The organism is Herbiconiux dendrobii (genome assembly GCF_052048175.1).
Taxonomy (GTDB): Bacteria; Actinomycetota; Actinomycetes; order Actinomycetales; family Microbacteriaceae; genus Herbiconiux.
Genome location: NZ_JBLZQV010000002.1, coordinates 617,684 through 637,583 on the forward strand (window position 1 = coordinate 617,684; position 19,900 = coordinate 637,583).

Consider the following 19,900-nt stretch of genomic DNA (forward strand, 5'->3'; position numbering starts at 1 on the left):
GCGTTCGTAGCGTTACAGCCATGACTCTCTTCCTCATCGTCCTCGCCCTGCTCGCCGTGGCGGCCGTCTCGGCCACCGTCGTCCAGATCGCTCGCGACGGCTACGGCCGATCAGGCTCCGTGATCGGGCCCGGATCCGACCTCCGGTACGAGGACGGTTCGCAGGCCCACACCGTTCCGGAGGTCTTCGAGCGCGTTGCCGGCCTCGGAGACCGGACGCGTCTGGCCGATCAGCTGGTCCAGCGGCAAGCGACCCGCGGTGTACAGGGCGGCGTAGCGCGGGATGTCGACGCGAGCGACGCTCGAGCCGTAGTTGCAGCCGAGGATACGGAGCCCGCGGTCGGCCAGGGTGAAGGGGTCGATGCTCGCGCGGGCGCCGATCGCGGTCATGCCCACGAGAACCGCGGCGCCGCCCGGGACGAGCATCGCCGGGAGGGACTCGATCGTCGGCACGCGCCCGATGGCCTCGAACGCGAAATCGACGCCGCCGAACCGATCGGTGATCGTCTGCACCGGATCGGCCAGGTCGGCGCGGATCAGGGTGGTCGCTCCGAGCCGCTCGGCCACGGCGAGCTTCTCGGCCGAGACGTCGATCGCGATGATCTCGCCCGCGCCGGCCAGGGCCAGGCCCATGATGATCGAGAGACCGACTCCGCCGCAGCCGACGACGGCCGCCGACTCGCCGGCACGCACCCCGGCCGTGTTCAGCACGGCGCCGATGCCGGTGGTGACCGAGCAGCCGAGCAGCGCTCCGACGGAGAACGGCAGGTCAGCGGGCACGACGACCACGGCGGATTCCGGAACGACGATGCGATCAGTGAAGGTTCCGAGCCCGAGATAGGGCCAGACCGGGCGGCCCTTTTCGTCGGCGAAGGCGGTCGTGCCGCCCGGGAGCGTGTTCTCGAGGGCCGTGGTGCCGGTGCAGAGCCAGGCTCGACCGGCGGCGCAGTTGCGGCATCGGCCGCAGGGAGCGAACCAGCTCAGCACGACATGATCACCGATCGCGAGCTCGCTCACGTCGTCGCCGAGCTCGACGACGACGCCCGAGGCTTCGTGTCCGAGCACCAGCGGCCGATCGCTCGGCCAGTCGCCGTTCACGACGTGCAGATCCGAGTGGCAGACGCCACTGGCGCGGATCTCGACCGCGACCTGTCCACGGCCGGGTGACCCGACGGTCACGTCTTCCACGCCGAGGCCGGTCTCGGCCCGGAAGACGACGGCCGGCTGCGTTCCGGTGCGGGTCATCCCTGCTCCTTGATGGTGGTGGGTGCCGAGGCGGGAGGCCCGGCGGGGGTGGAGGTGAGCGGCAAGGCCCGATGGGGCTTGGCCACGAGCAGGTAGACGAGCCCCACGACCATGAGGGCCGAGAACACGATCACGACGGCCCAGACCGTGATGACGGGCGCGCCGGGTGCAGCGAACTCCGCGCGGGGCCACGCGACGTTGACCGCTTCGAACGCCAGCCAGAGAACGGCCAGGATGTTGATCGCCAGGCCCAGCGCGCCGAGCCGGAAGGCCCCGGCCGCCGGCTTCCACCGCCCGGTCAGGCGGGCCACCAGTGCGGTGACCGCGACGATCAGGAACACGATGTAGAACCCGCCGGAACCGAAGGTGATGAGCGTTCCGACCGCGTCGCCGTTCAGGCCGAGCAGCAGCCCGACCGCACCCAGGACGCCCGTCACGATGAGGGCGATCCAAGGCACCTGGTGCCGGTTCACGCGGGTCAGCGCACGCGAGAACGGCAGCTGACCTTCGCGCGCGACGGCGAAGATGGCGCGGCCGACATAGGTCTGGATCGAGACGGCGCAGGCCAGGAACGCGATGAGCACGATCACCACGAACGGCTTCTCCGACCACGGGCCGAAGGCTTCCGTGACGGCGGTGACGACCGGGTCGAAGACCACGCCGTTCACGGCGCGCGAGGGATCCTTCAGCGACAGCGTGACCGCGAACGCCGTCAGCAGCACGGTGAACCCGACGAACAGGAACGACCGCAGCAGAGCCCGCGGAACGCTGCGGCGCGGTTCCCGGGTCTCCTCGGACATCTGGGTCGTCGCGTCGAAGCCGAGGAAAGCCCAGCCCGCCACGGCCAGCGCCATCGTGAAGCCGGCGGCGGTGACGGTCTCGCTCCCCCCGGCCCCCAGCGACTCGAACAGGATGCCGAAGGAGTTGGTGCGGAACGCCAGCAACAGCAGCAGGCCGATCCCGATCGAGGCCACCGCCTCCGCCGCGATGCCGGCGTTCAGGAACACCTTGAGCCCGCGCACCCCGAACAGGTTCACCAGCACGGCCACCACCGAGAAGCCGGCGGCGCAGAGCACGTGGACGACCGGATCGGGGTTCTCGCCGGTGACGAGCAGCCAGACCCAGGTGCCTCCGAGGTAGGCGACGGTGGTCAGCGAGGCGATCGCCGCGGCCAGGTAGAGCAGCCCGGTGAGCCAGCCGGCCCGCGGTCCCACCAGCAGTCGCACCCACTGGTACACGCCCCCCACGATCGGGAACTGCGAGGCGAGCTCGGCGTAGACCACTGCGACCAGCAGCTGGCCGGCGAAGGCGATCACGACCGCCCACACCCAGGCGGGCCCGGTGAGGATGAAGCTCAGTGCGAGCACGCTGAACAGGCCGACCACCGGTGAGATGGTGGCGAAGCCGAGCGCGAACACCGACCAGACGCTCATCTCGCGCTTGAGCTGCGGGGTGTAGCCGAGCCGCTCGAGCTCGGCGTCGTCGATCCCGATCTGCTCGGAATCGCGCGCGGGAATGCTGTCGTCGCGCCGCGGGTCAGGAGACATGGTCGCTCGTTTCGGTCGGGGCCATCGCGGAGATGAGTTCGTAGATCACGTGGGACGCGGCCACGGCGGTGAGCTGGGCGTGGTCGTAGGGCGGGGAGACCTCGACCACGTCGGCGCCCACGATCCGGGTGGAGGCGAGGGCGCGCACGAGGGCGAGCAGCTCCCGGCTGGTGAGTCCACCCGCCTCGGGAGTGCCGGTGCCGGGGGCGTGGGCGGGATCGAGCACGTCGATGTCGATGCTGATGTACACGGGGCGATCCCCGAGCCGGTCGAGGATGCGCGCGATGGCGGCCGGCACGCCGTGATCCGCGATCTCGTCGGTGCTGACGATCGCGAATCCGAGCCGGGCGTCGTCGTGCAGGTCACTGCGCCCGTACAGCGGGCCGCGGGTGCCCACGTGGATGCAGGCGTCGAGATCGAGCAGGCCCTCCTCCGATGCTCGGCGGAACGGCGTTCCGTGAGTGATGGGCGCCCCGAAATAGGTGTCCCAGGTGTCGAGGTGGGCATCGAAGTGGATGACGGCGATCGGCCCGTGCTGGGCGGCCGCGGCACGCAGCAGCGGGAGGGCGATCGTGTGATCGCCGCCGATCGTGACCAGACGCGTCGCGTCGCGGGTCAGCTCCCGGGCGGCCTCCTCGATCTGTCTGACGGCTTCGTCGAGGTCGAAGGGATTGATCGCGATGTCACCGGCGTCGACCACCTGCTGGGTGGCGAACGGCTCCACGTCCTGAGCCGGGTTGTAGGGACGCAGGAGGCGCGAGGCCTCCCGCACGTGGGCCGGACCGAATCGGGCACCGGGCCGGAAGCTCACACCGGCGTCGAACGGGGCGCCCACGACGGCGATGTCGGCGTGTTCCACGTCGTCGATCCGGGGGAGCAGCGCGAAGGTCGCCGGGCCCGCATAGCGCGGGGTCAGGCTGGCGTCGACCGGACCCACCCGCCCGCCCGTGGTCACACGGGATCCGGACGTCGACGGCTCTCGGCCGGTCGCGGGCGAGGAACTCGGGTCGTCAGGCATCGTTTTCTCCGTCACGGGGATGCGGGCGGCGGGTTCCGGATGCATCCTTGCGTCGCCTAATATGCCACAAAAGATGCCTGACTGGCAACATGGTCTCGAGACGGCGACGTGCGTCGAGCGCTGCGGTCCCGCCGGAATCGTTAGGCTCGGGAGCATCGACGTGGAAAGGAAGGGCGTGTGCGCGCTGTCAGGCCGACCCCCTCGAGAGACCCGCTGGCGATCGGGGCCAAGCTCCGCGCGACCCGGCTGGCCCAGTCGCTGACGATCGCCGATGTCGCCGCCGCCACCGGGCTCAACAAGGGATTCATCAGCAAGATCGAGCGTGACGAGACCTCGCCGAGCGTCAGCACGCTAATCTCGGTGTGCGAGGTGCTCTCGCTCCCGGTCGGCTCGCTGTTCGAGGCTCCCAAGTCGCAGGTCGTCCCGTTGTCGGAGGCGCCCCTGATCAACATGGGGGGCAATGCGGTGATCGAGCGTCTGGTCACACCGCGCTCCGAGGCCGGAGTGCAGGTGCTCCGGTCGACGATGGAGCCGGGAGCCTCCGGCGGTGCCGAGCTCTACACGATCAACTGCGACACCGAGGTGGTGCACGTCTTGAGCGGCCGGCTCGACGTGCGCCTGGCCGCTGCCGAACACACGCTCGAGGCGGGCGACACCTTGACGCTGCCCGGCCGCGAACCGCATACCTGGAACAACTTCTCCGAGGGCACCACCGAGGTGCTCTGGGTGCTCGTGCCGGCCGCCTGGAGCGGCTCGACTCCGAGCTGAGAGTCGCCGATTCCTCCCGCGTGCTGTAATTAGGCCGTGGAGCTGGAAGCCATCGACGTGATCGACCGCAAGATCATCGATCAACTGCGCCTCGACGGCCGGCGCTCCTTCGGCCAGATCGCGCGCTACGTCGGCCTCTCCGAGGGCAGCGTGCGCCAGCGCTACCACCGGCTGCTGGCGCTCGGCGTGGTGCAGGTGGTCGGGATGCCGAACAGCCCTCGGCTCGGCTGGGTCGAGGCGCGGCTGTCGATCCGGGTGCGCGGGGCGACCGTCGAGAGCGTGGCGCGGGCGCTCGCCGACCTCCCCGAGGTGCGGTTCGTCGGCGCCTGCATCGGCTCGTTCGACCTCATCGTGGATGTGCGCTGCGACGACCAGGAGCGGATGAACGCGTTCCTGATCGACCGGGTGCGTACCGTGCTCGGCATCGACGCGCTCGAGACCGACACCGTGCTGGAGGTCGTGAAGGACGAGTACCTCTGGTCGGGATTCCGCGATCCCGTGGGCCGGCCGACCCGCCCGCACCCCTCGGCGGGAGCCGCCGGGGCCGCCGAGCGTCTCTAGGCGCTCGCCGCATCCGCCCGCTCAGGCGTCGTAGTCGACGCCGATCAGCGCCCGCACCTCGTCGAGCAGCTCCATGATCTGTACCGACTCGGCCAGCGGAAGCACCGGGCTGTCGAGCGATCCGGCCCGCAGCTGCTCCTCGACGTGCGCCGCCTGGTACTGCATCCCCCGCCCCTCCACCTCGGAGGTGTAGTGCTCGCGCAGCTCCCCGTCCGCGCCGTACCAGCGGAACGACGTCGGGCTGTACCAGACCCGGTCGATCTCGATCCGCCCCTGGTCGCCGTGTACCGCCGCGCGGGTGGCGCCCGCCGAGATCGCCGAGGAGAAGGTCGACGCCATCGCGCCCTCGGCGTGCACCGTGCTCGTGCCCACCTGGCTGTCGGTGCCCTCCGCGTTGAGCACGCCGGCGGCTGCCACCGCGACCGGGGCGCCGAGCAGCTGGTTGGCGAACGAGAGGGGATAGATGCCGAGATCGAGCAGCGCCCCGCCGCCCAGCTCCTTGCTGACGAGCCGGTGGGAGGGATCGCGCGGCAGATCTTGCGTGTGGTCGGCCACGAGCGAGGTCACGCGCCCGAGCTCGCCGCCCTGCACGATCTCGGCGATCCGGCGCATGTGCGGCAGGAAACGGGTCCACATCGCCTCCATCGCGAAGCGGCCGTTGCGCCGGGCCGCGTCGGCGATCGCGGCCGCCTCGGCGCCGGTGAGCGCGAACGGCTTCTCCACCAGCACGTGCTTGCCCGCCTCCAGAGCGGCGACGGCGTTGCGGGCGTGCCACGGATGCGGCGTCGCGACGTAGATCACGTCGACCTCGGGATCGGCGTACAGCGCTTCGTACGATGCGTGAGCCCGCCCGATCCCGTGCTCAGCGGCGAAGCGCTCGGCGCTCTCGGCCGTTCGCGAGGCCACGGCAGTGACGGTGTGCCCGTGCAGCAGCAGGTCGGAGGTGAAGGCGGCGGCGATCCCTCCGGTGGCCAGGATGCCCCAGCGGATGGGGGCGGATGCGGTGTCGGTCATGGGTGTCCTCCTGGGTCGTTCATGGGAAGGCCGGATCCGCCGACCGCGCGCTGGCCGGACTGATCGCGCAGCCCGTTCCAGGAATAGTCCTTGTACAAACGGGTGAGCACGAACTGGTCGATCGTGACGACGCCCGGGGTGCGCCGGATGTCGTCGAGCAGGTCGGCGAGCTGGCCCAGATCGCGCGGGGTGGCCTCGAGATAGATGTCGTGGGCGCCCGAGGTGAGCGAGAGGTGCCCGATCATCGGGATCGAGGTGAGCGACTTCGCCACGTTGCGCGGGCTCAGGCCGTGCACGGTCAGCAGTAGTCGAACCGACTGGTGGCCGAGGGTGAGCGGGTTGCAGAGCGCGACGATGCGTAGCGTGCCGTTGGAGGTGAGCCGCTGCACCCGCGCCCGCACGGTGGCCTCGGAGACGCCCACGATCGCGGCGATGTCGGTGAAGGCGCGCCGCCCGTCCTCGCCGAGCAGCTCGACGAGCCGCCGATCCAGATCGTCCGCTGCCATCCCCCTATTCTCGCCCCTGCGCTCCCGGGTGCGGGCGCAGGGGCTCCGGCCCGCCGTCAGGCGAGCAGGGAGGCGGCTCCCGCCGAGAGCATCGAGAAGTCTGAACCGGCCACGATGTAGCGGTATCCCTTCGCCCGGGCCGCATCCGCCGCCTCGCGTGAACCTGCGAACACACCCATCGGCACCCCGGCCCGGGCCGCGGCCAACTCGATCGCCCGGGCGGCGTGCCGCATCGGCTCGGAGTCGAGCCGGCCCGGCGTGCCCAGATCCACCGAGAGGTCGACCGGCCCGATGAAGGCCACGTCGAGCGCCGCGACGGCCTCGTCGAGCCCGTCGGCGTAGTCCGCGGTCTCGAACTGGCCCACGGCGAGCACCTCGCTGTTCGACCGCTCGAGATGCTCGGTGAGGGGGATGCGCAGGCCGTAGTCGGCGGCGGGCTGGGACATCGAAACCGAGCGGGTGCCGGCCGGGGCGTACGCCACGAGGGAGCGCAGTGCCCTCGCCGAGGCGCCGTGGCCGCGGGCGAGCTGGATACCGGCGGCGCCCGCCTCCAGCAGCCGGTTGATCTCGCCCCGATCCAGGGCCGGCACGCGCACCATCACCGGCATCCCCCGACCGGCACCCGCGCGCACCACCTCGCAGGCCTCGCGGACCGACATCTGCGCGTGCTCGTAGTCGCACACGACGAAGTCGAACCCGGCCAGTGCCAGCAGGTCGACCACCTCGAAGCGCGGGATCTTGAGGAAGGTGCCCGTGACCGCCCGGTCGGCCAGCAGGGCGCGGAGGGAAGACGTGCCCGGCATCAGATGCCCAGCAATGCGGCCGGGTTGTCGTTGACGAGCTTCTTCACCGACTCCGCCGGCAGCCCGGCGTCGAGCAGGCCGCGCACGATCCGCGCGTACGCGTCGACGGGAAGGGGATTGTTCGCCTGGCCCAGGTCGCTGCCTAGCAGGGTGTTGTCGATGCCGGCCGCCTCGATGTACCGCAGCAGCACGTCCAGACCCCACTGGTAGAACGAGGTGCGGTCGTCGTACTGGCAGATGGAGTGCTCGATCCGGGCGCCGAGGCCCACCCAGCGTCGCACCCGCTCCGGATCGGCCTCGATCACGAAGTTCGGATGGTTCACCAGGATGCGCTCGATGCCCATCGAGTGCGCCTGGGCGATCAGCACGTCGATCTGCGCGGGCCCGAGGTGGCCGCACGACATGATCGCGTCGTGCGCCTTGATCACCTCGAGGATGTCGAGCACCTCGGGCTTCAGCGCGCCGTCCTCGTCCACCACGTCGATCTCGGTGGTGTGCCGCAGACCCAGGTTGTTCGTGGGGAACTTGAGGTTCTCGCCCTCGGCCTCGTGCACGCAGATGTGGGCGTGGCTGGAGATGGTGGGGAACCACACCATCCGGCCGCCCTGGGCCAGCGCGAGCTCGGCGGCGTAGGGGTTCAGGCCGCCCACGTAGTTGTTGAGCGCCACCCCCGACACCACCGGGATCGGCAGGCCGCCCAGAGCTTCTGATGCCGAGCGGATGTCGGTGACCATCGAGTGGTGATGGCTCTTGGTGAGGATGGCCCGGAAGCCGGCCTCGTGGGCCTGCCAGGCCGCCTCGGCGATCGGCAGCCGCCGCGGGAACGGCGAAGGGCTGGCGTGCACGTGCAGGTCGACGGCACCGACGAGCAGGTCGGCGACCTCGGGGTCGGTGATGGGCACGGTCTCATGGTCGGCGGGTCGCAGCATCGTCGCCGCTCCTTCCTTCCCGGCGTCTTCGACCGGGGCTTGACGAGTGGGGCGCGGGCCATGCTACGCTCCATACCGCATGACGCACAACCCATACCGGATAGTGGTACAGCCCGGACCGTGGAATAGGCCGGACAGTGGAACAGATCGAAGGAGATCCCATGCCGCACAACGACAAGCTCTTCTCGCGGGTCGTCAGTTTCGACGACATCCCCGAGGAGGAGGCCCGCCGGGGCATCACGCGAAAGGCCTACGCCTCCGACGAGGTGATGATCGTCTGGAACACCGTGGAGCAGGGCCTCGAGGTGCGCCCCCACTCGCACGACGACTTCGACCAGCTGGTGTTCATCCTCGAGGGCGAGGCCGACTACCACGTCGCCGGGGTCGCCCACCGGATGCGGTCGCGCGACCTGATGCTCGTGCCGCGGGGTGCGGAGCACTTCATCGAGGTCACGAACGGGCCCTGCATCAACATCGACATCTTCGTGCCGCCGCGCGAGGACTACGCTCACTTGACGAGATGGGTCGAACAGCTCGCCGCCGGTCAGCCGCTCACGATCGGAACCGGAGCGTGAGCGCCGTGGCGGGCGCGCCCACCGCATCCGTCGTCCCCGGTTCCGGTGCCCGCGAGAAGGCCTCCCCGCAGGAGCGCCGCTCGGTGCTGGGTGCCAGCTTCGGCTTCTTCGTCGACATGTTCGACATCTACCTGCCGGTGATCGCCCTGGCGCCGGCGCTCGGCTTCTTCATGCCCGCCTCGATGGATCCGGGGCTGAAGGCCATCCTGGTCGGACTCATCTTCGCCTCCACCCTCATCGCCCGCCCCCTCGGTTCGATCATCTTCGGCTGGCTCGGCGACCGGATCGGGCGCAAGAAGGCGACCGTGATCGCGGTCACCGGAGCCGGCGTCGGTACCGGGCTCATCGCCCTGCTGCCGGGATACGAGCAGCTCGGCGTGCTCGCGGTGGTGCTGCTGATCGTGCTGCGCTTCATCGACGGCGTGTTCCTCGGCGGTGAGTACACGGGCGCCGTGCCCCTGGCGATGGAGCACTCCGCCCGCGCGCACCGCGGCCGCAACGCCGGGCTGATCGCGTTCGGCTTCCCGGCCTCGTACGTGGTCATCTCGCTGCTCACCCTCGTGGTGCTGCAGTTCGCCCCCGCAGGCGATCCGTCGTCGGCCTATTCGCAGTGGGGCTGGCGGATCGCCTTCGGCATCGGTGCCCTGATCTCGTTCGGCTTCGCCTTCTACTACTCGCGGTCGGTGCACGAATCGCCCGAGTGGGAGAAGACCGCCGCGCTGGCGCTGACCACGGGGGCGCGTAAGAAGCCGAACCCGCTGAAGGAGCTGCTCACCGGCACGCACCGGGTGGCCCTGCTGCAGGCCTTCATCCTGATGACGGGCGTCTGGTTCTCGTCCAATGCCGCCATCGTCATCCTGCCTCCCACCATCGCGGCCACGTCGGGGCTCAGCGCCGTGGAGACGTCGCTGGCGCTGGTGCTGGCATTCCTGGTGGTGTGCGTGGCGTATCCGCTGTTCGGCATGCTCTCGCAGCGGATCGGGCGCCGGGCGTTCTTCGCCTGGTGCGGCGTGGCCTCGCTGCTGGCCATCCCGCTGTTCGTGCTGTTCGCCTCGGGAGCCGTCTCCGGCTTCTGGCCGGTGGCCGGGGTGATCGCCGTGATCGCCCTGCTCGGCATCCCCGCCTTCGGGGCGATCGGCGCCTACATGTCCGAGCGGTTCCCGATCTCGATCCGGGCCACGGGGTACGGCGTCGGCTATTCGCTGGCGCTCATCATCCCCTCCTTCTACGCCTTCTACACGGCCGGTCTCTCGGCGGTCATGCCGCTGGAATACACGCCGGCGGTGCTCCTGGCGCTGGGCGGGGTGCTGCTGATGATCGGCGGGCTCTGGAGCCCCGAGACCAAGGACACCGACCTGGGAGCCGCAGCCGATGACGTGGTCGCCGCCCGGAACGACGTGGCCGGGGCGAGCCCACGACGGCCAGTAGGCTGAGCCGCGTGACGGACTCGGAGCACCGGCCGGACGGTGCCGGCAACCTGCAGGTCGTGGCGCGCGCCGCTCAGATCCTGCGCATGTTCGACGTTCAGCGTGCCGAACTGCGCATCAACGACGTGGCCGACGAGCTGGAGATCGGCCGCACCTCGGCGCACCGCTACCTGCAGTCGATGGCGGTCGAGGGGATGCTGCAGCGCGTCGGGGACGGCTCGTACCGTCTCGGCCCGCTGCTCACCGGGCTGGGCGCCACGATGCTCTCGAGCACGAGGGCGGTCGAGATCGCCGATCCGTTCCTGCGGCAGCTGGCCGAGGCCGGCGGTGAGACGACGGTGCTGGGCATCTGGACCGGGGCGAACGCGGTCGCGGTGCTCTGCAAGGAGCCCCCGGGCAAGACGGTGAACATGACCGTGCGGATCGGGGCCGCCCTGCGCGCCGACTCGGCGCAGGGCCTGTGCTTTCTGAGCTACCTCGACGACGACGCCGTGCTCACCCGGTCGCTGCGCGGCACCGACCTCGACCGCGAGAGCTTCCAGGTGCGGATGGCCGAGACGAGGCAGCGCGGCTACGCGCTGAGCGATGCGGTGCTGCCCGGCATCGGAGCGATCGCGGCACCCGTGTTCGACGGCACGGGCACCGTCGCGGCGACCGTGGCGATCGTCTCCCCCCTGGAGACTCTCCGCGGAGACCGCCTCGCCGCGCTCGCCACCCCCCTGCTCGCCACGGCGAACACGATCTCGCACCAGCTGGGCCACACCCCGAAGTAGTCGCGTCGAGCTGCCTCGACTGGCCGCTGAGCGGGCGGAACACCGGCCACTCGGGGCGAGCCGGCGACCAGGGCCGAAGGGTCAGGTGGTGAGCTGCAGCTCGAGGGAGCGGGCGAGGGCGACCATGGCGGCGTTGTCGGGGGCCGTGCTGCCGTCGTCGAGGGAGAGCATGTCCTCGAAGCCGACGCGCACCTCGACGCCGTCCTCGATCGCGGCGCGGACGACCGGCCAGGCCGTGGCGTCGTAGCCGTGGTAGAGCAAGGGTGCAGTGACGCCGCCCTCGCGGAGCGCGGCGGCGATCGCGCGGGAGTGCGCGACGGCCTCGGCCGGATCCTCGTCCTCCGGCTCGATCAGGATGCGCACGTTCCGGTGCAGGGTCGGCGAGGCCAGCAGCGCCGGCACCTCGCGCAGGTGCCAGACGGCACTCTCCAGGATCATGCCGCGCTCGAGCACGAGAACGGCGGCCTCGGCGGCGCCCTCCTCCGAGAAGGCCACGGAGGCGAAGTCGGGCAGCGCGTCGGCCGGCCACGCCGCGAGGTGCCGCATCCGCTCGTCATGGCCGGAGCAGGTCCAGAGGCCGGTCGTGGTGCCGACGACGATCGACGGATCGGCCGCCTTCACCGCGCGCACCATGGCGGCCACGGCGGACGGCTCGATCGTCTGCCCGCCGTCGGCGGTGCGCACGTGGGCGTGCACCACGTCGGCGCCCGCCTCCACGGCAGCCGCGGCGGCGGCGGCGATCTCGGCGTCGGTGAGGGGGATGGCGGGGTGCTCGTCGCGCCCCCGGCCTCCGTTGATGGCGGCCTTGATCAGCATGTGGTGCTCCGTGGTTCGTGGGTGGTGGGAAGGGTGAAGCAGATGGGACGGCCGGTTCGGGTTCCGCAGCCGCCCCACCTGGTCAGGGGACCTCAGCCGGCGGAGGACGACGAGGAGGACGAGGAGGACGAGCCGAGCGCGGCCAGCGCGGCCGAGGCGCCGGTGAGGTCGCCGAGCCGGGCGCCGTCGCGCAGTTCCTGCACGAGCTCGGGCTCCTCGGCGTCGTCGGCCAGCGCCGTGTCGACGATCGCCGCCGCCACCGAGGGCGCCGCGAAGAACACGCCGTTGCGGTCGGCCAGCACCACGTCGCCCGGGTTCACCGCGACGCCGCCGCAGGTGACGGGCACGTTGACGCCGCCGGCATCCAGGTGCAGCAGCTTGGTGGTGAGCACGCTCGAACCGCGCGCGTAGACCGGCAGGCCGAACGGCTCCACCTCGTCGAGATCGGTCACGACACCGTCGACGATCACCCCGGCGGCGCCCCGGATGGACAGCGTCGCCGCCAGCACCTCGCCCACGGGGGCGTGCCGGGTGTCGCCGCCGGTGTCGATCACGAACACGTCGCCCGGCTCGCACCAGCCCGCGGCGTGGTGCAGCGCGGTGGAGTCCTGGCCGGTGATGCGCACGGTGATCGCCCGTCCCACCACGCGCGAGGTGCCGACGATGCGGCGGATGCCGAATTCGGCGAAGCCCTCTTCGAGGTAGTGCCCGATGGTGGGGAACGAGACGCGCTGCAGCTTCGCGACGAGCGAGGCGTCGAGGGGAGCGGGCGTGGGCCCGGCGGTGAACGGCATGGTGACTACTCCGAGGGGAAGACGGGACGGCGGGAGAAGGGGGAAGAGGGGGAGGATGACGCGGTCAGAACGCGGCCGACGCGACCGTGACGGTCGAGACGAGCCGCCGGTTGGCGAGCGAGGGCAGGATGTCGCGCACCTCGGCGGTGCGGTCCAGCGAGATCTCGACGATCGCCACGCCCGAGGCGACGGGACCGAGCCCCACGCGCTCCACGCCCATCGGGTCGACGATCATGCTGTTCCCGATGCACTCCGGCGAGGTGGAGCTGGCGGCGAGCACCCAGCAGGTGTTCTCGATCGCGCGGGCCTTCACCAGCGTCTCCCAGTGCTCCTCTTTTCGCGCGCCGGCCACCCACGCCGCCGAGATGGAGAGCACGTCGGCGCCCCGGGCCACGAGGTCGCGGCTGAGCTCGGGGAAGCGGATGTCGTAGCAGTTCACCAGGCCGATGGCCACGCCCTCGATCATCACCACGGGCGGCACCTCGTCACCGCCGGTCACGTAGTCGCTCTCGCGGTAGGAGAAGGCGTCGTAGAGATGAAGCTTGCGGTACGACTCCACCAGCTCGCCGCGCGGGTTCACCACCACGATCGTGTTGTAGGGGCGGTCGCTGCCGGTGGGCTCGTAGCCCCCGGCCACGATCCACAGCGCGTGCTCCACGGCGAGCACCGAGAGCTGGGCGAGGAACACGGGCCATTCCGCGGCCACGACCTCGCCGAGCGGCCCCTCGACCTCGCCGGCCAGCAGCATCGACTCCTCGGGGAACACGACCAGACGGGCTCCAGATGCCGCGGCCTCGGCCACGAGCACCGAGATCGTCTCACGGTTGGCGGCGCCGTCGACGGTGGGCGCGAGCTGCGCGACGGCGGCGAGCAGAGACGGGTTGGACGGGGTGGTGCCGGACGGGGTGACACTCGAGCGGCTCATGCGGCCACCTCCTCGGCGGGAAGAACGCGGGCGGCTTCGGCGAGCCAGGACAGCACGACGGATCCGCCGTTCGGGATGGCGCCGAGCGCGGCGGCCTCCTCGCCGCTCGGCACGCTGACGGTCAGCACGGCGTCGGAGGCGAGCCGCACGTGGAAGGTCCACTCGTCGCCGAGGAACACGCGCTCCACGAGCGTGCCGGCCACGGCGCCGACGGGCGGGGTGCCGGTTCCGGCGGCGGTCATCCTGACCCGCTCCGGCCGGATGGCGAGCGTGACGCCGGTGCCGGGCCGGGCATCCGCGGGCACGGATGCCGGCAGCTCCCCGACGCCCGGCACCACGACGGTGCGGCCCTGGCCGTGCACCACGCCGTCGAGCACGTTGCAGCTGCCGATGAAGGTGGCGACGAACCGCGAGGCGGGGGCGTCGTAGATCTCGGTGGGCGAGGCCACCTGCAGCACGCGGCCCTCGCTCATCACGGCGATCCGGTCGCTCATGGTGAGTGCCTCCTCCTGATCGTGCGTGACGTAGATGAAGGTGATGCCCACCTCGCGCTGCATGCGCTTGAGTTCGAACTGCATCTCCTTGCGCAGCTTCTGGTCGAGCGCGCCGAGCGGCTCGTCCAGCAACACCACGGCAGGGCGTCCCACCACGGCGCGGGCCAGGGCCACGCGCTGGCGCTGGCCGCCCGAGAGCTCGGCGGGCTTGCGTTCGGCATAGGCGCCGAGCCGCACGAGGTCGAGCGCCTCGCGCACCCGGCCGTCGATCTCGCGCTTCGGGGTGCGGCGCACCCGCAGCTCGAAGGCCACGTTCTCGTACACCGAGAGGTGCGGGAACAGGGCGTAGCTCTGGAAGAGCATGTTGAGGTCGCGCGACTTGGTGGGAACGCCGTCGACGTTCTTGCCGTCGAGCTCCACCGAGCCGCCGGTGGGCGACTCGAAGCCGGTGATCATGCGCATCAGCGTGGTCTTCCCGCAGCCTGAGGGGCCCAGGATGCTGAAGAACTCGTTGCGGCCGATCTCGAGGTCCAGGGGCTGGACGACCCGGTTGGCTCCGAAGCTCTTGGTGAGGCCTGTCAGCTTCACCGCCGGCGACTCGGTGGTCTCGTTCATGGTTGTGCTCGTTCCTGCAGGGGGATGCGGTGCGCGGGGCGGGTGCGGCCTAGGAGGCGCGGACGCGGGTCCAGCCGTCCTGGAAGAACGCCAGCGCGTCTCCCGGGTCGACGATGAACTCGGAGTTGGTCAGCGAGTCGGCCGGAGCGTAGATCGCCGGGTTCTCGACCTGGCTCTGGTCGGCCACCAGCGGGAGGGCGGCCTCGTTGGTGGAGGCGAGGGAGGCGTCATCCGTCACCAGGGCGGCGACCTCGGGGCGCAGGGTGTAGTTCAGCCACTGGTAGGCGGCGTCCTCGTTCTTGGTGTCCTTGACGATCGAGAAGCTGTCGGTCCAGAGCGTGCCGCCCTCTTCGGGGATGATGTAATGCACGTCGGGGTTGGCCTCGACCGCGGTGGCCGAGGTGGTGCCCGAGTAGGCCTCGGCGATGCAGGCGTCGCCGGCACCGATCAGGTCGGCGTAGTTGCTGCTGTTGTAGCCGGCCAGGATGCTCTTCTGCTCGAGCAGCGAGTCGGTGGCCTTCTCGATGTCGGCCTGGTCGGTGGTGGTGGCGCTCAGGCCGTTGACCTGGAGCCCGGCGATGTAGGCCGAGAGCATGTTGTCGAGCATGTAGACCTTGCCGGTGTAGGCCGGGTTCCACATGTCCGACCAGCCGGTGACGGGAGCGCCGGTGCAGGCCTCGTTGTAGAGGATGCCGGTGGTGCCCCAGGCCCACGGGATGGAGTGCTCGTTGCCGGGGTCGAAGCTCGGGTCGACGAACTTCTCGGCCAGGTTGTCGAAGCCCTCGAGCTTGGACTGGTCGATGGTGGCGATCAGGTCGCGGTCGACCATCAGCTGCACGGCGTACTGGCTGGGCTCGACGACGTCGTAGCCGGAGTTGCCCGCGGCCAGCTTGGAGATCATGGTCTCGTTGCTGTCGAAGGTGTCGACGGTGACCGTGATGCCGGTCTCCTCCTCGAAGCCCTGGATGACCGAGTCGGGGATCTCGCCCGCCCAGGCGTAGATGCTGAGCGTCTTCGAGCCGGAAGCCGAGGTGGAGGAGGCGTCGCCGGAGGCGGAGCAGCCGGCGAGCACGGTGGCCGAGGCCAGCGCCACGGCGCCGAGGGCCAGGAACTTCTTGTTCATGTGGGGTGCCATCTTTCTGAGGAATGGTGCGTGTCGGGTTGGAGTGGTGCGGGGGTGGTGCGGATGCGGCGGTGCGGCCGCGGTGGTGCGGTACTAGGGGCGGGGGCCGGCGAGGATGCGGCGCATCTGCGAGACGCCGACGATCAGGATGACGCCGAGCGTCAGCACGACCAGGATCGTGCCGAGCGCGTTCAGCTCGGGTGTCAGTCCGGTCTTCAGGCTGCTGTAGATGCGCAGCGGCAGCGTGGTGGTGCCGACACCGGAGGTGAAGGTCGAGATGACGATGTTCGAGAACGAGGTGGTGAAGCTCAGCATGAACGCGGCCAGGATGCTGGGCCGCAGCAACGGGAACAGCACCCGCCGGAAGGTCACCCAGGGCGAGGCGCCGAGATCGGTGGCGGCTTCGGAGAGACTCGGATCCAGCGAGCTCATCGCCCCCATCAGCACCAGGGTGGCCAGCGGCAGGGTGATCACGACGTGGCCGAGAACCAGGGTGAACAGGCCGGTCGGCACACCGACGGTGCTGAACACGGTGAGCAGTGCCACACCGAGCACGATCTCCGGCACGATCAGCGGGATCAGGATGGCGCCGAGGAAGAAGCCGCGCCCCTTCACCCGGAACCGCACCAGCCCGAAAGCGGTGAGGAACCCGATCACGGTGGCCAGCAGCGCGGCGATCACGCCCACGATGGCGCTGGTGCGCAACGATTCGAGCAGCATCTGGTCGCGGAACAGCTCGGCGTACCAGCGGAACGACAGCCCGTCGAAGCGGTAGCTCACTTCGGAGGAGTTGAAGGAGTAGACGATCAGCGCGGCGATCGGCAGGTAGAGGAAGACGAAGACGAGCCGGGCGATCCAGGAGGTGACGCGTTCCATCAGGCGGTCCCTTCCTTTCCGTTCGGGCGGGCGGTTCGGGCGGCGCGGGCGTTCCGCCGGCCTGCGGCACGCAGGAGCAGCCCGGCCCCGGCCACCGAGGCGAGCATCAGCACGAGCACCACCATCGACAGCGCGGCGCCGAGCGGCTCGTTGCGGAACTCGGTGAACAGCGTGACGATCAGGTTGCCGACCAGCGGATCCTTGCCGCCGCCGAGCAGCACCGGGATGACGAACACGCCGAGCGTGGGCACGAAGGTGAGCATCACGGATGACGCGAGGCCGGGTGCCGACAGCGGCACGAACACCCGGGCGTGGGTCTGCCACCAGCCGGCGCCGAGGTCGGCCGCCGCTTCGCGGAGCGAGGGGTCGATGGCGCGCATCGAGGCGTAGATCGGGAAGATCGCGACGGGGAGGAACGCATAGAGGAGGGAGAGCGTTACCGCGGCCTGCGAGGGCACGAACGAGTTCGCGTCGACCCCGAACAGCTTCAGCAGGGTGATAAACGGCCCGCCCGAGCCGAGCAGGGTGATCCAGGCGAAGGTGCGCACCAGGAAGTCGGTGAGGAACGGGATGATCACGAGCACGAGCAGCACCGGCTGCGTCTTCGCCGGACGGTTCGCGATGTAGTACGCCACGATGTAGCCGACGATCGTGCAGACCACCGCGTTCAGCGCGGCCATGCCGAGGCTGTAGCCGAGGGTCTTGGCGTACACCGGGTCGAACAGCTTCCCGTAGTTGTCGAAGGTGAACCCGCCGAGGTTGCCGCCGAGCGGGTCGCTGACGGCGAAGCTGTCGCGGGCGATCACGGTGAGCGGCACGATCACCAGCAGCACGATCACGGCGACGGCCGGCAGCAGCATGACGTACCCCGTGAGGTTCGGGATGCTCCGGCGGCGGCCGGACGATGCGGTGGGGGTGGTCACGGGAGGGGTCCTTCGGATCGGTGTGGGCTCAATACTGCGGCAGCGCACACCGCCCGAACCGGCGAACAGCCTCGTTTTCAGTGGCCCCCGTGTTTCGTGCTCGCGCAAATCGCAACCCCTCAGCGAAACATGCCCCCCGCTCCCGCGGAAATCCGCGCCCCACGGTGATGCGCACATCGCACCCACGGTCGAGTGGGTCACCGGATGACCCGGCTCAGAGGGCTCGCCCTCTTCCGGGCGAGGTGGAGGGTGACCTGGCGCTTCAGGTCTCCCAGAGAGACGCGATCGGGAGTGCCCAGAGGCGCTCGCCGAAAGGGACTGCTCGTTCTCCGGTGCGGAGCACGATTCCTGCGACGAATCGGTCGCCGAGGCGTCGCGAGTTCCCCCACGACGAAGCCTTCGACGAGGCCCCCGGTCAGTGCGAAGGACACGACCCGTTCAGGAGGCCATCCGTGTAGCTGGACAACCACCTGTCCCGAGTGCGGTCGGCACGATCGCGGAGTTCGGGGAAGGCGGGGGGTGATCGCGATCTCGATCGACCGACGCCTTCAACGAGGTCAGCAGCTCGGGAACGCGCTGAACTTTCTCCGCTGAATTACCCGAGATTGACTCGGTAGAAATCCCACTTTGCTGACCGTGGAGTTCATCGAGGCCGATGCGCGTGTGGTGCTCGAGCGGCGCATCGGCGTCGTGACTATCGAAATCCACCGCAAACGTGGCACTATTGTTCTTGATCCGCCATGCAAGGTGGCTTTTAGCAACGAAAAGAGTTGTCATGGAAGAGATTCAGCGAGACGTCGTCATCGTCGGCGCCGGAGCCACCGGCCTCACCGCCGCCACCCGCCTGCAGGCCGCCGGCAAGTCGGTCGTCGTGCTCGAGGCGCGCGACCGCATCGGCGGCCGTCTCTGGACGAACGACATCGAGGGCCAGATGTTCGAGATCGGCGGCCAGTGGGTGTCGCCCGACCAGACCGCCCTGATCGACGCGCTCGCCGAACTGGGGCTCGACACCTATTCCCGCTACCGCGACGGCGAGAGCGTCTACGTCGGCCCCGACGGCGAGGCCAAGCGCTTCACCGGCGACATCTTCCCGGCCAGCGACGAGACGAAGGCCGAGATCGAGCGCCTGATCGAGGTGCTCGACGGCCTCGTGGCCGAGACCGACGTGGCCGCGCCCTGGACGCATCCGAAGGCCGCTGAGTACGACCACATCTCGTTCCGCCGCTGGCTCGAAGACCAGACCACGGATGTCGAGGCCGTCGACAACATCGCCCTCTTCATCGCGGACGCGATGCTCACCAAGCCCGCGCACGCGTTCTCGCTGCTGCAGGCGTTGCTGATGGCCGCCAGCGCCGGCAGCTTCAGCCACCTCGTCGATGCCGACTTCATCCTCGACAAGCGGGTCGTCGGCGGTCTGCAGCAGGTGCCGCTCAAGCTCGCCGAGCAGCTCGGCAGCGAGAACGTGCTGCTCTCGCAGCCCGTGCGCACGATCGAATGGTCGGACGAGCCCGGAGCATCCGCCCGCGTGCTCACCGACTCGGTGGCCGTGACGGCCTCGCAGGTGATCGTGGCCGTGCCGCCGAACCTCTACTCCCGCATCGACTACGTGCCCGCCCTGCCGCGGCTTCGCCAGCAGCAGTTCCAGCACCAGTCGCTGGGGCTCGTGATCAAGGTGCACGCCACCTACGAGACGCCGTTCTGGCGCGACAAGGGCCTCTCGGCCACGGCGTTCAGCCCGTACCAGGTCGTGCACGAGGCCTACGACAACACCAACCACGGCGAGAGCCGCGGAACGCTCGTGGGCTTCGTGTCCGACGAGAAGGTGGACGCGCTGTTCAAGCTCCCCGCCGAGGAGCGCAAGCAGCGCATCCTCGAGTCCCTCGCCGCCTACTACGGGCCCGAGGCACTCACGCCGGTCGTGTACTACGAGAGCGACTGGGCCGCCGAGGAGTGGACCGGGGGCGCCTACGCCGCGAGCTTCGACCTGGGCGGCCTCACCCGCTACGGGGCGATGCAGCTCGAGCCGATCGGGCAGATGCGCTTCGGCTCCAGCGACCTCGCCGCCGAGGGCTATCAGCACGTCGACGGCGCGATCCGGGTCGGGCGTAGGCTCGCTGCCGAGATCCTCGACGCGTCCTGACGCCTCACCATCCGCCGGCTCGCACCCGG

Annotated in this window: 21 protein-coding genes; 6 read left to right on the forward strand and 15 right to left on the reverse strand. The window is 70.1% G+C overall.

Annotated features, from left to right (window positions below):
* Positions 1-110: 110 nt before the first annotated feature.
* From ACN4JJ_RS07805 to speB, 3 genes are read right to left on the reverse strand one after another with little or no spacing between them, the layout of a single operon-like run.
* Positions 111-1,244: an alcohol dehydrogenase catalytic domain-containing protein gene (locus tag ACN4JJ_RS07805; RefSeq protein WP_440709343.1), complete on the reverse strand. Its 1,134-nt coding sequence runs from the start codon at positions 1,242-1,244 to the stop codon at positions 111-113.
* Positions 1,241-2,791, reverse strand: a complete 1,551-nt coding sequence (locus tag ACN4JJ_RS07810) for an APC family permease (protein WP_440709344.1) — start codon at positions 2,789-2,791, stop codon at positions 1,241-1,243. Before ACN4JJ_RS07810 ends, ACN4JJ_RS07805 begins: the two co-directional genes overlap by 4 nt.
* Positions 2,781-3,809, reverse strand: a complete 1,029-nt coding sequence (speB, locus tag ACN4JJ_RS07815; RefSeq protein WP_440709345.1) for an agmatinase — start codon at positions 3,807-3,809, stop codon at positions 2,781-2,783. Before speB ends, ACN4JJ_RS07810 begins: the two co-directional genes overlap by 11 nt.
* Before the next feature lie 177 nt (positions 3,810-3,986).
* Here speB and ACN4JJ_RS07820 point away from each other — a divergent pair, with 177 nt between their 5' ends.
* Both ACN4JJ_RS07820 and ACN4JJ_RS07825 read left to right on the forward strand, forming a co-directional pair.
* Positions 3,987-4,577, forward strand: a complete 591-nt coding sequence (locus tag ACN4JJ_RS07820; protein ID WP_440709346.1) for a helix-turn-helix domain-containing protein — start codon at positions 3,987-3,989, stop codon at positions 4,575-4,577.
* Between the two features lie 36 nt (positions 4,578-4,613).
* Positions 4,614-5,138 (forward strand): Lrp/AsnC family transcriptional regulator, encoded by a 525-nt coding sequence (locus ACN4JJ_RS07825; protein WP_440709347.1) that lies wholly within the window; start codon positions 4,614-4,616, stop codon positions 5,136-5,138.
* A 21-nt stretch (positions 5,139-5,159) separates the two neighbouring features.
* Here ACN4JJ_RS07825 and ACN4JJ_RS07830 read toward each other — a convergent pair whose 3' ends face one another.
* From ACN4JJ_RS07830 to ACN4JJ_RS07845, 4 genes are read right to left on the reverse strand one after another with little or no spacing between them, the layout of a single operon-like run.
* Positions 5,160-6,152 (reverse strand): Gfo/Idh/MocA family protein, encoded by a 993-nt coding sequence (locus ACN4JJ_RS07830; protein WP_440709348.1) that lies wholly within the window; start codon positions 6,150-6,152, stop codon positions 5,160-5,162.
* Entirely contained in the window at positions 6,149-6,658 is a 510-nt protein-coding gene (locus ACN4JJ_RS07835; RefSeq protein WP_440709349.1) for an Lrp/AsnC family transcriptional regulator, read from the reverse strand. The genes ACN4JJ_RS07830 and ACN4JJ_RS07835 overlap by 4 nt, the downstream gene beginning before the upstream one ends.
* A gap of 56 nt (positions 6,659-6,714) precedes the next feature.
* Positions 6,715-7,461: an HpcH/HpaI aldolase family protein gene (locus ACN4JJ_RS07840; protein WP_440709350.1), complete on the reverse strand. Its 747-nt coding sequence runs from the start codon at positions 7,459-7,461 to the stop codon at positions 6,715-6,717.
* The gene (locus ACN4JJ_RS07845; protein WP_440709351.1) at positions 7,461-8,390 is read right to left on the reverse strand and encodes a DUF6282 family protein; all 930 of its coding nucleotides are present in this window, start codon (positions 8,388-8,390) and stop codon (positions 7,461-7,463) included. Before ACN4JJ_RS07845 ends, ACN4JJ_RS07840 begins: the two co-directional genes overlap by 1 nt.
* A gap of 161 nt (positions 8,391-8,551) precedes the next feature.
* On the opposite strand from ACN4JJ_RS07845, the gene ACN4JJ_RS07850 reads away from it, so the two are divergent.
* Genes ACN4JJ_RS07850 through ACN4JJ_RS07860 form a run of 3 tightly spaced genes read left to right on the forward strand, consistent with a single transcriptional unit; the run spans position 8,552 to position 11,165 of the window.
* Positions 8,552-8,965, forward strand: coding sequence for a cupin domain-containing protein (locus ACN4JJ_RS07850; RefSeq protein WP_440709352.1), 414 nt, complete (start codon positions 8,552-8,554; stop codon positions 8,963-8,965).
* On the forward strand, positions 8,962-10,398 hold the full coding sequence (locus tag ACN4JJ_RS07855) for an MFS transporter (RefSeq protein ID WP_440709353.1): 1,437 nt from the start codon (positions 8,962-8,964) through the stop codon (positions 10,396-10,398). Before ACN4JJ_RS07850 ends, ACN4JJ_RS07855 begins: the two co-directional genes overlap by 4 nt.
* Positions 10,399-10,403: 5 nt before the next feature.
* Positions 10,404-11,165 (forward strand): IclR family transcriptional regulator, encoded by a 762-nt coding sequence (locus ACN4JJ_RS07860; RefSeq protein ID WP_440709354.1) that lies wholly within the window; start codon positions 10,404-10,406, stop codon positions 11,163-11,165.
* Positions 11,166-11,246: 81 nt separating this feature from the next.
* On the opposite strand, the gene ACN4JJ_RS07865 is transcribed toward ACN4JJ_RS07860, so the two are convergent.
* From ACN4JJ_RS07865 to ACN4JJ_RS07900, 8 genes are all read right to left on the reverse strand, one after another.
* A complete protein-coding gene (locus ACN4JJ_RS07865; RefSeq protein ID WP_440709355.1) occupies positions 11,247-11,981 on the reverse strand; it encodes a 3-keto-5-aminohexanoate cleavage protein in 735 nt (244 codons plus the stop codon).
* Positions 11,982-12,073: 92 nt separating this feature from the next.
* Entirely contained in the window at positions 12,074-12,775 is a 702-nt protein-coding gene (locus ACN4JJ_RS07870) for an RraA family protein (protein ID WP_440709356.1), read from the reverse strand.
* A 64-nt stretch (positions 12,776-12,839) separates the two neighbouring features.
* On the reverse strand, positions 12,840-13,700 hold the full coding sequence (locus tag ACN4JJ_RS07875; RefSeq protein ID WP_440709357.1) for a carbon-nitrogen hydrolase family protein: 861 nt from the start codon (positions 13,698-13,700) through the stop codon (positions 12,840-12,842).
* Positions 13,697-14,809: an ABC transporter ATP-binding protein gene (locus tag ACN4JJ_RS07880; protein ID WP_440709358.1), complete on the reverse strand. Its 1,113-nt coding sequence runs from the start codon at positions 14,807-14,809 to the stop codon at positions 13,697-13,699. Before ACN4JJ_RS07880 ends, ACN4JJ_RS07875 begins: the two co-directional genes overlap by 4 nt.
* A 49-nt stretch (positions 14,810-14,858) precedes the next feature.
* Positions 14,859-15,932, reverse strand: coding sequence for an ABC transporter substrate-binding protein (locus tag ACN4JJ_RS07885; RefSeq protein WP_440709359.1), 1,074 nt, complete (start codon positions 15,930-15,932; stop codon positions 14,859-14,861).
* 93 nt (positions 15,933-16,025) lie between these two features.
* Entirely contained in the window at positions 16,026-16,808 is a 783-nt protein-coding gene (locus tag ACN4JJ_RS07890) for an ABC transporter permease (protein WP_440709360.1), read from the reverse strand.
* Positions 16,808-17,731, reverse strand: a complete 924-nt coding sequence (locus ACN4JJ_RS07895) for an ABC transporter permease (RefSeq protein WP_440709361.1) — start codon at positions 17,729-17,731, stop codon at positions 16,808-16,810. The genes ACN4JJ_RS07890 and ACN4JJ_RS07895 overlap by 1 nt, the downstream gene beginning before the upstream one ends.
* A 438-nt stretch (positions 17,732-18,169) precedes the next feature.
* Positions 18,170-18,508 carry a hypothetical protein gene (locus tag ACN4JJ_RS07900; RefSeq protein WP_440709362.1) on the reverse strand — a complete coding sequence of 113 codons (339 nt, stop codon included), beginning with the start codon at positions 18,506-18,508 and terminating at the stop codon, positions 18,170-18,172.
* Between ACN4JJ_RS07900 and ACN4JJ_RS07905 the strand changes: the two genes are divergently transcribed.
* A complete protein-coding gene (locus ACN4JJ_RS07905) occupies positions 18,507-19,871 on the forward strand; it encodes a flavin monoamine oxidase family protein (RefSeq protein WP_440709363.1) in 1,365 nt (454 codons plus the stop codon). The two genes, ACN4JJ_RS07900 and ACN4JJ_RS07905, sit on opposite strands and share 2 nt — an antisense overlap.
* Positions 19,872-19,900: the final 29 nt, after the last annotated feature.

Coding starts and splice junctions, on each gene's coding strand:
- ACN4JJ_RS07900 (WP_440709362.1), bottom strand. CDS start 18,508: ATGACAACTCTTTTCGTTGCTAAAAGCCACCTTGCATGGCGGATCAAG.
- ACN4JJ_RS07810 (WP_440709344.1), bottom strand. CDS start 2,791: ATGTCTCCTGACCCGCGGCGCGACGACAGCATTCCCGCGCGCGATTCC.
- ACN4JJ_RS07885 (WP_440709359.1), bottom strand. CDS start 15,932: ATGAACAAGAAGTTCCTGGCCCTCGGCGCCGTGGCGCTGGCCTCGGCC.
- ACN4JJ_RS07890 (WP_440709360.1), bottom strand. CDS start 16,808: ATGGAACGCGTCACCTCCTGGATCGCCCGGCTCGTCTTCGTCTTCCTC.
- ACN4JJ_RS07830 (WP_440709348.1), bottom strand. CDS start 6,152: ATGACCGACACCGCATCCGCCCCCATCCGCTGGGGCATCCTGGCCACC.
- ACN4JJ_RS07845 (WP_440709351.1), bottom strand. CDS start 8,390: ATGCTGCGACCCGCCGACCATGAGACCGTGCCCATCACCGACCCCGAG.
- ACN4JJ_RS07835 (WP_440709349.1), bottom strand. CDS start 6,658: ATGGCAGCGGACGATCTGGATCGGCGGCTCGTCGAGCTGCTCGGCGAG.
- ACN4JJ_RS07870 (WP_440709356.1), bottom strand. CDS start 12,775: ATGCCGTTCACCGCCGGGCCCACGCCCGCTCCCCTCGACGCCTCGCTC.
- ACN4JJ_RS07875 (WP_440709357.1), bottom strand. CDS start 13,700: ATGAGCCGCTCGAGTGTCACCCCGTCCGGCACCACCCCGTCCAACCCG.
- ACN4JJ_RS07880 (WP_440709358.1), bottom strand. CDS start 14,809: ATGAACGAGACCACCGAGTCGCCGGCGGTGAAGCTGACAGGCCTCACC.
- ACN4JJ_RS07865 (WP_440709355.1), bottom strand. CDS start 11,981: ATGCTGATCAAGGCCGCCATCAACGGAGGCCGGGGGCGCGACGAGCAC.
- ACN4JJ_RS07905 (WP_440709363.1), top strand. CDS start 18,507: ATGGAAGAGATTCAGCGAGACGTCGTCATCGTCGGCGCCGGAGCCACC.
- ACN4JJ_RS07805 (WP_440709343.1), bottom strand. CDS start 1,244: ATGACCCGCACCGGAACGCAGCCGGCCGTCGTCTTCCGGGCCGAGACC.
- speB (WP_440709345.1), bottom strand. CDS start 3,809: ATGCCTGACGACCCGAGTTCCTCGCCCGCGACCGGCCGAGAGCCGTCG.
- ACN4JJ_RS07850 (WP_440709352.1), top strand. CDS start 8,552: ATGCCGCACAACGACAAGCTCTTCTCGCGGGTCGTCAGTTTCGACGAC.
- ACN4JJ_RS07840 (WP_440709350.1), bottom strand. CDS start 7,461: ATGCCGGGCACGTCTTCCCTCCGCGCCCTGCTGGCCGACCGGGCGGTC.